Source organism: Nocardia sichangensis (genome assembly GCF_047200615.1).
Classification (GTDB): Bacteria; Actinomycetota; Actinomycetes; order Mycobacteriales; family Mycobacteriaceae; genus Nocardia; species Nocardia sichangensis.
In genome coordinates, this window is the sequence record NZ_JBJZOK010000018.1 from 137999 (window position 1) to 152295 (window position 14297).

General features: G+C 70.4%; 14 protein-coding genes. 4 read left to right on the forward strand and 10 right to left on the reverse strand.

From position 1 onward, the window contains the following. Positions 1 to 389 precede the first annotated feature (389 nt). On the forward strand, positions 390 to 1925 hold the full coding sequence (locus ACL03I_RS24350; protein WP_379252036.1) for an Hsp70 family protein: 1536 nt from the start codon (positions 390 to 392) through the stop codon (positions 1923 to 1925). An 88-nt stretch (positions 1926 to 2013) separates the two neighbouring features. On the opposite strand, the gene tsaD is transcribed toward ACL03I_RS24350, so the two are convergent. The 7 genes from tsaD to ACL03I_RS24385 all read right to left on the reverse strand — a co-directional run bounded on the left by tsaD (position 2014) and on the right by ACL03I_RS24385 (position 8606). Then, positions 2014 to 3057 (reverse strand): tRNA (adenosine(37)-N6)-threonylcarbamoyltransferase complex transferase subunit TsaD, encoded by a 1044-nt coding sequence (gene tsaD / locus ACL03I_RS24355; RefSeq protein ID WP_412807021.1) that lies wholly within the window; start codon positions 3055 to 3057, stop codon positions 2014 to 2016. After that, a complete protein-coding gene (gene rimI, locus ACL03I_RS24360; protein WP_355076292.1) occupies positions 3054 to 3557 on the reverse strand; it encodes a ribosomal protein S18-alanine N-acetyltransferase in 504 nt (167 codons plus the stop codon). Before rimI ends, tsaD begins: the two co-directional genes overlap by 4 nt. Positions 3558 to 3562: 5 nt before the next feature. Continuing rightward, positions 3563 to 4279 (reverse strand): tRNA (adenosine(37)-N6)-threonylcarbamoyltransferase complex dimerization subunit type 1 TsaB, encoded by a 717-nt coding sequence (tsaB, locus tag ACL03I_RS24365; RefSeq protein WP_412807022.1) that lies wholly within the window; start codon positions 4277 to 4279, stop codon positions 3563 to 3565. Positions 4280 to 4334: 55 nt separating this feature from the next. Further along, the gene (gene tsaE, locus ACL03I_RS24370) at positions 4335 to 4787 is read right to left on the reverse strand and encodes a tRNA (adenosine(37)-N6)-threonylcarbamoyltransferase complex ATPase subunit type 1 TsaE (RefSeq protein ID WP_355076288.1); all 453 of its coding nucleotides are present in this window, start codon (positions 4785 to 4787) and stop codon (positions 4335 to 4337) included. Continuing rightward, positions 4780 to 5868 carry an alpha/beta fold hydrolase gene (locus ACL03I_RS24375; protein WP_412807023.1) on the reverse strand — a complete coding sequence of 363 codons (1089 nt, stop codon included), beginning with the start codon at positions 5866 to 5868 and terminating at the stop codon, positions 4780 to 4782. Before ACL03I_RS24375 ends, tsaE begins: the two co-directional genes overlap by 8 nt. After that, on the reverse strand, positions 5865 to 6992 hold the full coding sequence (gene alr, locus ACL03I_RS24380; RefSeq protein ID WP_412807035.1) for an alanine racemase: 1128 nt from the start codon (positions 6990 to 6992) through the stop codon (positions 5865 to 5867). The genes ACL03I_RS24375 and alr overlap by 4 nt, the downstream gene beginning before the upstream one ends. Before the next feature lie 105 nt (positions 6993 to 7097). Beyond that, positions 7098 to 8606, reverse strand: a complete 1509-nt coding sequence (locus ACL03I_RS24385) for an NAD(P)H-hydrate dehydratase (RefSeq protein ID WP_412807024.1) — start codon at positions 8604 to 8606, stop codon at positions 7098 to 7100. Positions 8607 to 8648: 42 nt separating this feature from the next. Between ACL03I_RS24385 and ACL03I_RS24390 the strand changes: the two genes are divergently transcribed. Then, on the forward strand, positions 8649 to 9074 hold the full coding sequence (locus ACL03I_RS24390; protein WP_355076281.1) for a cupredoxin domain-containing protein: 426 nt from the start codon (positions 8649 to 8651) through the stop codon (positions 9072 to 9074). A 171-nt stretch (positions 9075 to 9245) separates the two neighbouring features. Here the strand turns inward: ACL03I_RS24390 and ACL03I_RS24395 are convergent, their stop codons facing one another. After that, a complete protein-coding gene (locus ACL03I_RS24395) occupies positions 9246 to 9728 on the reverse strand; it encodes a MarR family winged helix-turn-helix transcriptional regulator (RefSeq protein ID WP_356964719.1) in 483 nt (160 codons plus the stop codon). A gap of 140 nt (positions 9729 to 9868) precedes the next feature. On the opposite strand from ACL03I_RS24395, the gene ACL03I_RS24400 reads away from it, so the two are divergent. Then, complete coding sequence (locus tag ACL03I_RS24400) at positions 9869 to 11056, forward strand: MFS transporter (protein ID WP_355076278.1); 1188 nt, start codon at positions 9869 to 9871, stop codon at positions 11054 to 11056. Between the two features lie 57 nt (positions 11057 to 11113). On the opposite strand, the gene glmS is transcribed toward ACL03I_RS24400, so the two are convergent. Then, positions 11114 to 12997 carry a glutamine--fructose-6-phosphate transaminase (isomerizing) gene (glmS, locus tag ACL03I_RS24405; protein WP_355076276.1) on the reverse strand — a complete coding sequence of 628 codons (1884 nt, stop codon included), beginning with the start codon at positions 12995 to 12997 and terminating at the stop codon, positions 11114 to 11116. Positions 12998 to 13033: 36 nt separating this feature from the next. Here glmS and ACL03I_RS24410 point away from each other — a divergent pair, with 36 nt between their 5' ends. Further along, positions 13034 to 13891 (forward strand): alpha/beta hydrolase, encoded by an 858-nt coding sequence (locus ACL03I_RS24410; RefSeq protein WP_412807025.1) that lies wholly within the window; start codon positions 13034 to 13036, stop codon positions 13889 to 13891. Between the two features lie 27 nt (positions 13892 to 13918). Here ACL03I_RS24410 and ACL03I_RS24415 read toward each other — a convergent pair whose 3' ends face one another. Beyond that, positions 13919 to 14269 (reverse strand): hypothetical protein, encoded by a 351-nt coding sequence (locus ACL03I_RS24415; RefSeq protein ID WP_355076272.1) that lies wholly within the window; start codon positions 14267 to 14269, stop codon positions 13919 to 13921. Positions 14270 to 14297 lie beyond the last annotated feature (28 nt).

The following is a 14297-nucleotide window of genomic DNA, read 5'->3' on the forward strand; positions in this document are numbered from 1 at the left end:
GCTGGGCGGTGCCAACTTTGCGCGGCGCGCCCGGCGACACTGCGAGCTTGGCTATAAGTTCGGGAAAACAGTAACGTTCGGATAACGGATTGTGACACTATTGACGACGGTTGCGGTCCGGCCGCCGGTTCGTCGCTCCTCCGAGCGGCGGCCAGGCGGCACAGAGGTACCACAGCGTCGCCGAACCCGCAGCGCCGCAGCACGATCGTTGCACCACCAGCTTCACCAGAGAGCAAGACACACGTGATCCATGGCCGGTCCCCGCGACCCACCCGGACGAGGGGCCGGTTCGTTTCCCGGTCCGGGTCGCGCGTCATCCATACGGCGGTCCGGCAGTCCATTCGAGATGGTCGGCGACACCATGACCATCCGCTCGAAGGGAGGTGAACATGCGAACATCCCTCGGCATCTCGGCCGGGGCAGAGGTCGTGTGCTCGGCGTTGGTCTCCACCGCGCCGAACGGCACGCAGAGCTTCGATTACCGCGTCGTGTCCGCCGACGCGGCTCATTCCGATCTCGGTGACCTGGTGTCGTCCTCGATCGAGCTGATGACGACCCAGCTGCCGACCACGCAGCCGCCACGCGAGATCATCCGCCCGGTCGGCGGCCGTTTCGCGGGCGGGCCACGCGACTTCGAGCCGGCGACGGGTCACCCGCCCACCAGCGTCGCGGTCGCCTACCGCACCAAGGAGCAGGCCCAGATCATCCGCTCGGCCACCGGAAAACAGCGCGACCTGCGGCTGATCCCCGAGGGCACCGCCGCGCTGACCTACCTGCGGCACACCGGCCTGCTGGACCGCTACGACACGGTCGCCATCGTCGATCTCGGCGCCTCCGGGCTCGGCGTCACCGTCGCCGACCGCGCCGACGGCTCCCTGCTCCGTTCCGATCGCACCGCGACCGTCAGCGGCAAGGCGATCGACGATCTCATCTACCACCATCTGGTGGACCTGCACTTCGCCCGGCGCGGTACCCGCCCGAACCGCGGCATGCTCACCAACCGGGGCCGCGCGGCCAAGGAGCACCTGTCCATCGCGCCCGCGGTCACCATCGACCACGTCGCCGGTCGTCCGCTGAAGCTGACCAGGGCCGACTTCGAAGAGTTGATCGCCGACCTGCTGCGCGACCTGGCGCGGTTCGTCACGATGTCGTTCGCCCGGGCGCCCAGGCAGCCGCAGGCGGTCACGGTCATCGGCGGCGGCGCCAACATCCCCGCGGTGCTCGATACGCTCACCGCCGCCCTGGACATCCCCGTGTTCACCGTGCCGGATCCCGAGGCGGTGACCGCCAAAGGCGCGGCGCTGGTCGCCGATTCGATGCAGCCGTCGGTGTTCCCGGTCGCCGGGCTCGGCGGCGACGCGCCCGCGGGGACGGTAACCAAGGTGTTCGGCACGCTCGCCGGTGCGATCGTGGTCGTCGGACTGATCGTCGGCTACGGGGTCAAGACGTTCGCGCCGACCTCGGATGACGAGGTCTCTCCCGCGGGGACCACGAGCAGCGCGTCGCAACTGCCCAACCCGACATCGGTGCCGCCCGCGACCACGGCTGCCGCCACGCCGCACAACCGCACGCCGGACAACACCGGCATCGCACCGACGACCACGGAACGCGGACCGCAGAGCACGACCGGCGGGCCGTCGTCCACGCAGGTGATCACACCCACGCAGCCCACGCTGCGCCCGGATCCGAACCTTCCGCCGATTCCGTTCCCCGAACTGCTCGGCCCCCTGTTCGGGAATCCGAATGCGGCACCGAACGGTTCGCCCGAATCGCCATCGAGCCGGACGTGGTACCCGGCGGCGCCGACCGCTCCGGCGCCCGGCACGAGCCCGACGCCCACCCAGGCGCCCGCGCGGTCGAGCCTGCCGCTCCTCCGGGGGAATTCGGGGTCGGCGTCGCATCCCGGACTGCTCGCACCGAACTGATCCGGCCGCACGACGGCCCTTCGCGGCGATCTCACCGGAAAGAAACCCGGTGCGGCCGCCGCCGCTTCGTGCGCTGAATCCGAGCCGGTCAGCGACCCATACTGACCGACACCGGCAGACCCGGATCGGTGGCGACCGTCAGCGGCGAAGCAGCCGCGCCACCAGCGATGACATGCGCGCCGAGCGCGGCGATCATCACCCCGTTGTCCGTGCACAGCCGAGGCTTGGGCACCCGCAAGGTCAAACCGGCCGCGGCGCAGCGTTCCTCGGCCATCGAGCGGATCCGCGAGTTGGCGGTCGCGCCGCCGCCGAGCACCAGCGTGCCGACGCCGACATCCTGGGCCGCGCGAACCGCCTTCATCGTGAGCACATCCGCGACCGACTCCTGGAAAGACGCCGCGATATCGGGGATGGGCAGATCCTCCGCGGCGACGCCGTCGCGCTGGGCCGCCTCCACGTAACGGGCGACCGCGGTCTTGAGACCCGAGAAGGAGAAGTCGTAGCGCGGGTCGCGCGGCCCGGTCATGCCGCGAGGGAAGGCGATAGCGCGCGGATCACCGGCCGTCGCGGCGGCATCCAGCGCCGGACCGCCGGGAAAGCCCAACCCGAGCAGCCGCGCCACCTTGTCGAACGCCTCGCCCGCCGCGTCGTCGACGGTGCTGCCCAGCTCGACGATCGGCTCGGCCAGATCCGTGACGTGCAGCAGATGCGTGTGCCCGCCCGACACCAGCAGCGCGACGCACGGCGGCATCGGCCCGTGCTCCAGAGTGTCCACCGCGACGTGCCCGCCGAGATGGTTGAGCGCGTAGAAGGGCACATCCCACGCCGCCGCATACGCTTTCGCCGCGGCGACACCGACCAGCAGCGCACCGGCCAAGCCCGGGCCGATGGTCACCGCCAACGCGTCCGGTTTCGCGATGCCCGCGGCCGACAGCGCGCGGCGCATCGCGGGCACGATCGCCTCGAGATGCGCGCGCGAGGCGATCTCGGGGACGACGCCGCCGAAGCGCGCGTGCTGGTCGACGCTGGAAGCGACCTCGTCGGCGAGCAGTACGCAGGTGCCGTCGGGGTGCCTGCGGACGATGCCGACTCCGGTTTCGTCGCAGGAGCTTTCGATGCCCATGACGATCACGACAACACCTCGTCCCGTGTGCGCCAGCGCTCCCCGCTGGTCAGCGCTGGGCGACGCATCGTGTACGCGTCCGCGCCACTGGGGTGGTAGTAGTTCTTGCGCAACCCGATGATGTGGAACCCGTGCTTGGCGTACAGCGCGATCGCCGGCGCGTTGTCGGTGCGGACCTCCAGGAACACCGGTCCACCGCGCCGGTCCGCCTCGGCGAGCAGCGCCTCCAGCAGGAGCGTGCCGACACCTGTGCGGTGGCAGCCGGGGTCGACGCCGATGGTGTGGACCTCGGCCTCGGGGTGTTCGGCATCACCCAGCAGGGCGATACCCGCGTAGCCGACCATTCGCCCGTCGTCGTCGCGCGCGGTGATGTAGCGGTTGTGCCGCCCGGCCAGCTCGGACTGGAACGCCACGGCGGCCCACGGGTCGTCCTCCGGAAAAAGCAATTGCTCCAGCTCGACGCAGCGCGTGATGTCGGCGGCCACCATCGGCGCGATTCGGAAAGTCACCGGCTTCACTCCCCCGTCCGGTCGAGTCGGCGGTAGGCGTTCTCGACCGCGTCCGGCCTGCGCAAGTACAGCGGAACCAGCGGCTCCGGCACGCTGCGAGACAGCACCTCGGCGGCGACGACGCGGACCAACCCGGCGGGCGAGGGCGTCTCGGCGGGGAGCACGGGCAGATCGAAGAAGTCGACGTGCGAAGCGGATCCGGCGATCGCCGTGGCCTCGCCCGCGTCCAAGTCGGAGGGCTTGCACACCTCGGGTCCGGCCACGCGCGCGCCCTCCCGGTACCGCGCCCAATACACCTCGCGCCGCCGGGCATCGGTCACCACGAGCAGTTCGGCTTCGGGCGGGAGCTCGACGGGGGGCGGCACCGCGGGGTCGACAGCGGCGTCGGCTGCGATCGCGTCGAGGCTGCACGCGCCGTACACCGGTATCCCGAGCGCGTCGCCGAACGCGGCCGCGGTGGCCATGCCGACGCGCAGGCCGGTGAACGGACCCGGACCGACCCCGACCACGATCGCGTCGATCTCGGTCCTGGAACGACCTGCCTCGGTGAGGCATTCGAGGATCTGCGGAGTGAGTACCTCGGCATGGGCGCGGGGGTCGACCCGCACCCGGGATGCGACGGTGCGTACCCGGACGGGATTCGCCGCGTCGGCGCCCTGCTCCAAGTCCACCAGTCCCGCTGTGACGGCGGGTGTCGCGGTGTCGACGGCTAGTACAAGCATGATTGGGCCAACGATACCGGGTGGTAGGTGAGGCCGACGCAGAGCTACCCGGTAGCTAATTGACCCATTCCCAGCTGGCGGTGCGCACATCCGAGTCCGGCGCCCGCGACAGCACCACACGCAGATGCCGATCCGCGAGGTGCTCCACCACGCCGCGGCCCCACTCCACCACGACGACCGCCTGATGCAGATCGGTGTCCAGGTCCAGCGCGTCCAGCTCGTCCAGGTCGCCGCCGAGCCGGTAGGCGTCCACGTGCACCATGGGCACCGACGGGCCGCCTGCGCGCTGCCCCGCGCGGTGCTGGCGGGCGATGATGAACGTCGGCGAACTGACCCGCCCCTGCACGCCAAGACCTTCGGCGATGCCGCGGGTCAGTGCGGTCTTGCCCGCGCCGAGCGGACCGTCCAGCACCACGAGATCCCCGGCACGCAGATCGGTGGCCAGTTCCCGGCCCAGCGCCTCGGTGTCGGCGACGGTGGGCAGCACTCGATGCCCCGGATCAGCCACGGGCCACCTCCGAGGCCTCCCCCGGCGCCGGGTCGACCACGCCCGCGCGCACCAGCAAGCGATCCAGCGCGGCGTTGACTATGTCCGGGTATTGCAGATGCGGCATGTGCGCCGCGCCTTCCAACCGGATGAGTTCGCTGCCCGGCAGAGCGGCGGCGAGCGCACGCGAATTCCGGAACGGGATCACCAGATCGTGCCCGCCGCCGAGTACCAGGATCGGTGTGCCCGCCAGCGCGGGCAACGCCGCCGACTCGTCGTGCAGCTCGATGGCCTGCAGGAACTTCACTACGGTCGCCACCGGCGTCTGGTCGATCATCAGCGTCGTGAAGCGCGACAGCGTCGGGCTCACCGGTCCGTGGAACGAGCTGACGTGCAGGATCGGCGTGATCACCCGCCGAGCGGTGACGCGGCCCGCCTGCACCAGCGCGGGCGCGGTGTACACGGCCACCCGGAACCCGTCGATCGCAGGATTGCGCAACAGTTGCCCGATTCCCGCCGCGGTGACCTCGGCGGCCGCGGTCGACAGCAGTGCGATCCCGATCACTCTGGCCGCGAACAATTCCGGGAATCGCGCGGCCGCGGCCAGGATCGCCATCCCGCCCAGCGAATGCCCGACCAGCACCACCGGCCCGGCCGGTGCGGTGGCGTTCAGCACGGCGGCGAGGTCGCTCCCGAGCTGTGCGACGGTACAACTCGCGGCGCTCGGCACACCGGAACGGCCGTGCCCGCGCAGATCGAACAGCACCATGCGAAGTCCTGCGCCGTAGCGCTTTTCCAGGTCACGACGCTGAAAGTGGAAGGAAGCCATGCTGTTGCAGAAGCCGTGCACGAAGATCACCGTCACCGGTGCGTCGTCGGGGCCGCAGATCCGCGTGGCCAACGGCACGCCGTCGTCGGCGAGCACCGTCCCCGCACGGTCGGCATCGATCAGCGCGAAATTCTCGTCGCGGTAGTCGTCGCCCCGCGCGGGCCACAACACCCGCGCACCGGCGCGACGCAAGGCGTGGGCACCTGCCAGCGCACCGACGAATCCAGCCGTGGCCAGCCCGCCGCGCAGCGGGGTCACCCGGAAGCGGCTCATCGAACGCCACCGACATAGCGCCGGGTAACCCGGCCGCGCGGTGAACACACCACTTCGTAGTGGATGGTGTCGAGCAGGTCCGCCCACTCCTGGGCGTGCGGTCGCGCACCGAAGAGAATCGCGGTGTCGCCTTCCTGAACGCCCGCCGCGTTGTCTCCGAGGTCGACGACGAACTGGTCCATGCACACCCGCCCCACGTTCCTGCGCGGCGCCCCGCCGAGCCAGACATCGAAACGTCCGCTCAGGGGGCGGAAAACGCCGTCGGCGTAACCGGCGGGGATCAGCGCGACGGTGGTGTCGCGCGGCGCGATCCACTGGTGCCCATAGGAAACGCCTTCGCCCGCGGCCACTCGTTTGACCAGGGCGACCTCTGCCTGGAACGTCATCGCGGGCCGCAGGCCGAAATCGTCGTCCGGTATCGGGGACAGGCCGTACATGGCGATGCCCGGCCGGACCAAGTCGAAGGCCAGGTCAGGGCGGGTCAGGGTAGCGGCGGAGTTGGCGATGTGCGCCAGCTCCGGTTCCAGGCCGTGCTCCTTGGCCGTGGCGATGGCCTCCAGGAACCGGGCGCGTTGCGCGTCGTTGTTGGGATGCTCGGGTTCGTCGGCGTGCGCGAGGTGGGAGAAGATCGCGCGAAACCGCACCACACCCTCGTCGACCAGAGCGCGCAGCGCCGTCAGGACTTCCGGGTACGCGGCCGACGACACGCCGTTGCGGTTCAGGCCGGTGTCCACCTTCAGGGTGACCGTCGCCGGACGGCCCAGCTCGCGCGCCGCGGCCTCGACCGCTCGCAGATGAGCCGCCGAAGAGATCCCGATCTCGACGTCGGCGGCCACCGCAGGCGCGAAGTCGGTGTCCGTGCTGTGCAACCAGCACAGGATGGGCGCGGTGATCCCGGCCGCACGCAACTGCACGGCCTCGCCCACCGTCGTGACACCCAGTTCCGCCGCGCCCGCCGCCAGAGCGGCCCGGCCCACCTCGACCGCGCCGTGGTTGTAGCCGTCGGCCTTCACCACCGCCATCACCGCGGCGCCACCCGCGTGCTCCCGCAAAATCCGCACGTTGTGGGCGATGGCGTCCAGGTCGATGACCGTTTCCACTTGCGCTGTGCCGCCTCTCCGCATATTCGGGGCGGACCAGTCGGGCACGCAAGACTCACGTCCGGATCCTGCGTTTGATGCCGCCTTGATTTCGGGCGTGCCCGACGAGTTACCCATGTGCTCTCGAGATCAGTCGTTGCGTCGATTCCGGTCGAGTCTATTGGCGTGCTCGGTGCTGCTTCCAATCGGTTTGTGTGGCGCGTGGGCGAGGCCACGGAGAACGCCGATGGCGGGGCGGAGGTGAGCTCCCAGCAGGCTTGCCGAGATGGGGGTTCCCGCGGGGGCGGCGTCATGTGCGGCGAGGTTCGCGGACAGCGCGTGCACGCGCGCGGCCGCCGCGGCCGACCATGCGGGTTCCCGCCCCGCCGCGAGCAGCGCCCCGATGATGCCGGAGAGCACGTCGCCCGCGCCCGCGGTCGCCGCCCAGGAACCGCCCGCCTCGTTGACCAGCACGGGACCGCCCGGGGCGGCGACGAGCGTGGCGCGACCCTTCAGCAGCACCGTGACCTGCCAGGAAGCGGCGAAGTCGCGGACCGCCGCCACCCGGTCGGGACCGACCTCGTGGCCGGTGAGGCGGGCGAACTCGCCCGCGTGCGGAGTCAGAACGGTCGGGGCCGCACGACCGCGCACCAAGTCCGGCTCCGCGGCCAGCATGGTCAGGCCGTCCGCGTCGATCACCACCGGGAGGTCGGTGGCCAGGATCTCACGCAGGCGTTGCCTGGCGGCGGAGTCGGTGCCCGCGCCGGGACCGAAGACCCAGGCCTGGACGCGACCGGTCGCGGCGACATCCTCGGCGGCGATCACTTCGGGGAAGTGGTTCAGCACCTCGGCCGCCGCGGTCCCGGCATACCGCACCATGCCCGATGTCGCCGCGACGGCGGCGCCCGCGCACAGCACCGCGGCGCCCGGATACGTGGCGCTACCCGCGCATACGCCCGTCACACCCTGCGTGTACTTGTCGTCGGCCGGGCCGGGGATCGGCCACGCGGCCCCGATCGCCGCGGGCTCCAGTGCGAGGAGACCCGGCTCCGGGAGACGTAAACCTATGGGCACCAATTCGATTCGCCCGCACTGCGGCGCGGCGAGCGCATGCACCGGCTTGTACGCGCCGAACGCGACCGTGACGTCCGCGCGAACCGCCGGGCCTTCGATCGCGCCGGTGCCCGGGTCGACGCCGCTGGGCAGGTCTGCCGCGACGACCGGAGCCTCCAGCGCCGCAACGATTTCGGCGGCACGCGGCCGCAACGCCCCGCGACCGGAGATGCCGACGATGCCGTCGATCACCAGATCCGGGCGGCCCACGTCGTCGGCGACTCGACCGCCCGATCCGCGCAGCGCCGCGAGTCCTCCGGCGTGCGCCCGCTCCGGGCTGAGCAACACCGCGGTGACCGCGACACCGCGGCGGCGCAGCCGCGCTCCCGCCCAGAGCGCGTCGCCGCCGTTGTCCCCGGAACCGACCAGCAGGGTCACCGCCCGCCCCGCGATACCGCCGGTACGCTCCCTGAGTTCACCCGCCACCACCGTGGCCAACCCATGCGCCGCCCGGCGCATGGGCACGCCGTCCGGCACCCGGGTGAACAGCTCGGCCTCCGCCGCGCGCACTTCGTCCACCGTGAAATAGCCCCGCTGCGTGGACATCGCCGCTCCCTCCGTCGGTGTGGCCTACTACGCTTGGCCATCATGCCAAGCGTCCGCCGCATCGGGATCGTCCGCGTCGTCACGGGAGTCGCCTTGGCCTGCGCGCTCCTACTGTCCGGTTGCGGCGGCGACGAATCCGGTTCGGCCGCCACCACGACGAGGAAACCGGCTCGGCCGACCACCACCGCACAGCAGACCGGTGACCGCAAGCCCGCCGCAGCCACCGTCGTGGCGCATGACATGAAATTCTCCCCCGCCGAGGTCACCGTCGCGGTCGGCGACACGGTCACCTGGAAATTCGACGACAAGGTCCCGCACACCGTGCAGGGCATCGGCGACAAGGCCATGGGCATCAACAGCCCGATCTTCGACAAAGGCGAGTGGAGCTACACCTTCACCGCGCCGGGCACCTACCGCTATCTCTGCTCGCTGCACCCGGAGATGCGCGGCTCGGTCACCGTGCAGTAAACCGCAGGGTACGGACCCTTCGGGCTTACCGGGGGCATTCCACCGGCGAAGCGCTCCGGACGTGGCCTCGGCGAGGTCCAGCCGAGAAACCGCGAAAACCTCCGACGAAGCATCCCGGAGAAAAGCCCGGACCTCGACTCCGCACTCATTGATCGCCGAGCCGTCCCGTACTCACACCGGACGGTAGTCGCGGTGCCGTGCGCCGTGGGTGTTCAGTGCTTCGACCGCGGCCACGAGCGGAGCGAGTTCGGGATCGGCGGCCGCCTGCCCGAGTGCTCCGGCCAGGGCGGCGTCGTGCGTGGGCCGCGCCTGTTCCAGCAGGTCCAAGCCCGCCGGGGTGACATCGGTGTAGATGCCGCGACGGTCGTCGGGGCAGAGGTAACGCTGGAGCAGGCCGCGATCTTCCAGCCGGGAAACCAGTCGGGTGGTCGCGCTCTGGCTCAGCACCACGGCCTCGGCCACCTGGTTCATCCGCAGGTGCCCGCCCGGCCCGTCGTGCTGGCGGCTCAGCACGACCAGCAGGGAGTACTCGCGAACGCTCAGGTCGTGCCCGGATTGCAGGGCCCGCTCGATGTGCGCCTCGATCCGGTCGTGCAGTAGCGAGAGTGCGTACCAACCATCGGCGAGGCCGGTCAAGGCGGCATCCGCGGTCATCGGCGTTCCTTCGGCGTCGGGGTTCGTGTCTCCAGGATAGCCAGGGATCACAATAGCCCGCGCTTGCAATTAAAGAGCGTATGCAATTATTGTTTACGCCTGTAATAGTTTGAAGCAAACGTCACGTGGAGGCTTCGTTCATGCCCCTCGCACTCCTCGCCCTGACCCTCGGGGCATTCGGAATCGGGACGACGGAATTCGTCGTCGTCGGACTGCTACCAGACATCGCGAGCAGCTACTCGGTGTCCATCCCCACCGCGGGCCTGCTGGTCACCGGCTACGCGCTCGGCGTCGTGGCGGGTGCGCCGCTGATGACCGGGCTGGGTACCCGGCTGTCGCGCAAACGGATGCTGCTCGGCATGCTGACGCTGCTCGTCGTCGGCAACCTCCTGTCCGCCGCGGCGCCGACCTTCGCGCTGATGCTGACCGGACGGATCGTCGCGTCGCTGGCCCATGGCGCGTTCTTCGGGATCGGCGCGGTCGTCGCCGGAACCCTGGTCAGCGCCGATCGGCGCGCCGGTGCGATCGCGATCATGTTCACCGGGCTCACCGTCGCCACGGTGGTCGGCGTACCGCTGGGGACGCTGCTCGGCCAGCACTTCGGCTGGCGGCTGACCTTCGTGTTCGTCGCACTGGTCGGGTTGATCGGCCTGCTCGGCGTCGCGGCGCTGGTCCCGGAACAGCCCGCCGCGGCGAACGCCGCGCTGCGCACCGAACTGGCGGTGTTCCGCAACCCCCAGGTGCTGCTGGCGATGGCGATGACGGTGCTCGGCTTCGGCGGGGTCTTCGCCGCGATCACCTATCTCGCGCCGATGATGACCGAGGTCACCGGCTATGCGGAGAGTTCGGTCACCTGGCTGCTGGTCCTCTTCGGCCTCGGCTTCTTCGCGGGCAATCTGATCGGCGGCAAGTTCGCCGACCGCCATCTGATGCCGATGCTGTATCTCACACTCGGCGGGCTCGCGCTCGTTCTCGCGCTGTTCACCGTCACAGCGCACGACAAGATAGCCGCCGCCGTCACGGTGGTGTTGATCGGCGCTCTGGGCTTCGCAACCGTGCCGCCGTTGCAGAAGCGCGTCCTCGACCAGGCCGCGGGCGCACCGACCCTCGCGTCGGCGGTGAACATCGGCGCGTTCAACCTCGGCAACGCGGTGTCGGCCTGGCTCGGTGGCGTGGTGATCGCCGCAGGCTACGGCTACACCGCACCCAACTGGGTCGGCGTCGGTCTGGTGCTGGTGGCGCTACTGCTCGCGATCCTGTCCGGGCAGCTCGAGCGTCGCGGGACACCCACCGTCCCGGCGGAGCCCCTGGCTACCGTGCCGGCATAGCCGCCGGTCGTCCCGGCGGAACAGCGGCCGCGCACTGCGAAGTGCGCGGCCGCCGAACTATTCCACGGTGACGGATTTGGCCAGGTTGCGCGGCTTGTCGACGTCGTAGCCGCGCGCCTGCGCCACCTCGGCGGCGAAGATCTGCAACGGGACCGTCGACAACAGCGGCTGGAACAGCGTCGGTGCGCTCGGGATCTCGATGAGGTCGTCGGCGAACGGACGCACCGTGTCGTCGCCCTCCTCCGCGATCACGATGGTGCGCGCGCCGCGAGCCTGGATCTCCCGGATGTTGCTCAGCAGCTTCGAGTGCAACACCGCGCGCCCCTTCGGCGAGGGCATCACCACGATCACCGGCAGGCCGTCCTCGATCAGGGCGATCGGACCATGCTTGAGCTCACCTGCCGCGAACCCCTCGGCGTGCATGTAGGCCAGTTCCTTGAGCTTGAGCGCGCCCTCCAAGGCCACCGGGTAACCGACGTGCCTGCCCAGGAACAACACGGTCGGCACCTGCGCCAGCTCCCGCGCGATGGCCCGCACCTGCGGCGCGGTCTCGAGCACGCGCTCCACCAGCTTCGGCATCGCCTCGAGTTCGGTGAATTCGCGGGCCACCTCGTCCGGGTACTTGGTGCCGCGCGCCTGCGCCAAGGCGAGCCCGACCAGGTAATTCGCCGTCACCTGGGCCAGGAACGCCTTGGTGGAGGCGACGCCGATCTCCGGCCCGGCCCTGGTGTAGAGCACCGCGTCGGACTCGCGAGGGATCTGCGCGCCGTTGGTGTTGCAGATCGCGAGGACGCGCGCCTTCTGTTCCTTCGCGTGCCGCACCGCCTCCAGCGTGTCGGCGGTCTCGCCGGACTGGGAGATCGCCACCACCAGCGTGGAGCGGTCCAGCACCGGATCGCGGTAGCGGAACTCGCTGGCCAGCTCCACCTCGACGGGCAGCCGCGTCCAGTGCTCGATGGCGTACTTCGCCAGCAGGCCGGAGTGATAGGCGCTGCCGCACGCCACGACGAAAACCTTGTCGAAATCGCGCAGTTCCTGGTCGGCGAGGCGCTGCTCGTCCAGCACGATCCGGCCCGCGCCGTCGTGGTCGGTGCTGAAATGCCCCATCAAGGTGTCCGCGACCGCGGCGGGCTGTTCCTCGATCTCCTTGAGCATGAAGTAGTCGTGGCCGCCCTTCTCGGCGGCGGCCAGGTCCCAGTCGATCGTGAACGGGCGGGTGCGCGAGCTCGCGTCCTCGCCGGCGAAGTCGGTGACCCGGTAGCTGTCCAGGGTGATCACCACGGCTTGGTCCTGACCGAGCTCGACCGCCTCGCGGGTGTGCTCGATGAACGCCGTGACATCCGAGGCGATGAACATCTCGCCCTTGCCCACGCCAACCACCAGCGGGGTGGAGCGGCGCGCCGCCACGATCGTGTCCGGATGGTCGGCATGCGTGAAGACCAGCGTGAACGCGCCCTCCAGACGGCGCAGGACGGACAGCGCGCTGGCCGCGAAGTCGCCTGCGGTCGGGCCATGGGCGTACGCGCGGGCCACCAGGTGCACCGCGACCTCGGTGTCGGTGTCGCTGTTCAGCTCGACCCCGGCGTCCTCCAGTTCGCGACGCAGCGGGGCGAAGTTCTCGATGATGCCGTTGTGTACGACGGCGACCTTGCCGGTGTGGTCCCGATGCGGGTGTGCGTTGCGGTCGGTCGGCGCGCCGTGCGTGGCCCAGCGGGTGTGCCCGATGCCCGTGGTGCCCACGAAGCGATCGATCCCGGTTTCGGCGAGCTCGGCCTCCAGGTTGGCCAGGCGGCCCGCCTTGCGTTCCACCGCCAGCGTGCCCGCGCCATCCAGGATCGCCACACCCGCGGAGTCGTATCCGCGATATTCCATGCGGCGCAACGCGTCAACGACGACGCCGAGCGCGTCTCGGTACCCGACGTACCCCACGATTCCGCACATGGCTCACCACACTACTTATCGGATAACGTTCACGTCGTGTCGGCGTCTGTGAAATCGCTATTGAGCACCCTGACCAGCCGGGGCCCGCACCGCGTGTTGCGTGGCAACCTGGCCATCGCCGGCCAGCCGGGGGTGGTGTTCACGCCCGAGACGGGGCGGAACCTACCTGCCGTCGCGTTCGGACATGGCTGGTTGACCGGGGCGAACCACTACCGCACGCTGCTCGAACACCTCGCTTCCTGGGGAATCGTGGCCGCCGCGCCCGACACCGAGCGCGGACCGATTCCGTCACATCTGGGGCTGGCCGCCGATTTGCTCACCACGCTCGACATCTGCACCGGTGTGCGGCTCGGGGACGGCGAGATCAGCGTGCATCCGGAGCGCCTGGCTCTGGCCGGGCACGGCATGGGAGCGGGCGCCGCGGTCATCGCCGCGGGCCGCCGCGACGTCGCCGCCGTCGCGGCGTTGTTCCCCGCGCCGACGGCGCCTGCCGCCGAAGCCGTCGCCCCGGAGCTGGACGTTCCGGCGTTGATCCTGGCCGGCGCGACCGACATCACCTCGGTCAGCTCCAACGCCATCCCACTGGCCACCGCCTGGGGCGGCCCGGCGACCCTGCGCGCCATCGACAAGGCCTCGCACAACGGCATCATCGAGGGGCGGCGCGTCCTCGCCGCCGTGGGTGCGGGCAAGCACGAATCGAAGACCTCCCGCACCACGCGCGCCCTGCTGGCCGGTTACCTGCTCGCCACGCTGGCGGACGACAAGACCTATCGCGCCTTCACTGATCCCGACCAGGTCATCCCGCACACCACCGTCGTCGACCCCGCGGCGCCGCAGGAGAAGGAGCCGCCGAAGCTGAAGGTCGGCCAGCTCGCCGCGCTGCTGCGGCGGTAGCCGACCGACCGGCCCGCGGAGCGTCGATCAGATCAGCCAGCTCTTGCGTTGGTAGAACTTGGCCTCCTCGTCCTCTTCATCGACCGGCGTCACCGTGTGATTGGCCCGGCGGGCGGCCATCGACCGTGCGATGGCCGCGCGCTGCTCTTGCGCTTCCTCTTGCAGTCGCTGCCGCTCCTCCGCCTCGGCGGCGGCCTTGTCCAGGTCGGCGGCGTGCGTCACCCAGAACTCGTCCATCTCGGCGGTCAGCCGGTCGGCGATTTCCCGGCCGGTCGCCGCGGTCTGCTCGTTGATCGCCTGGATCTCGTCGAGCAACAGCGACATGCGGCGCTGGTTCTCGGCGGCGAGTTGCCTCGCTTCCTCGGCGTAGTCGACCATGCTGCGCCTCCTCGCTCATGCGGTGTGC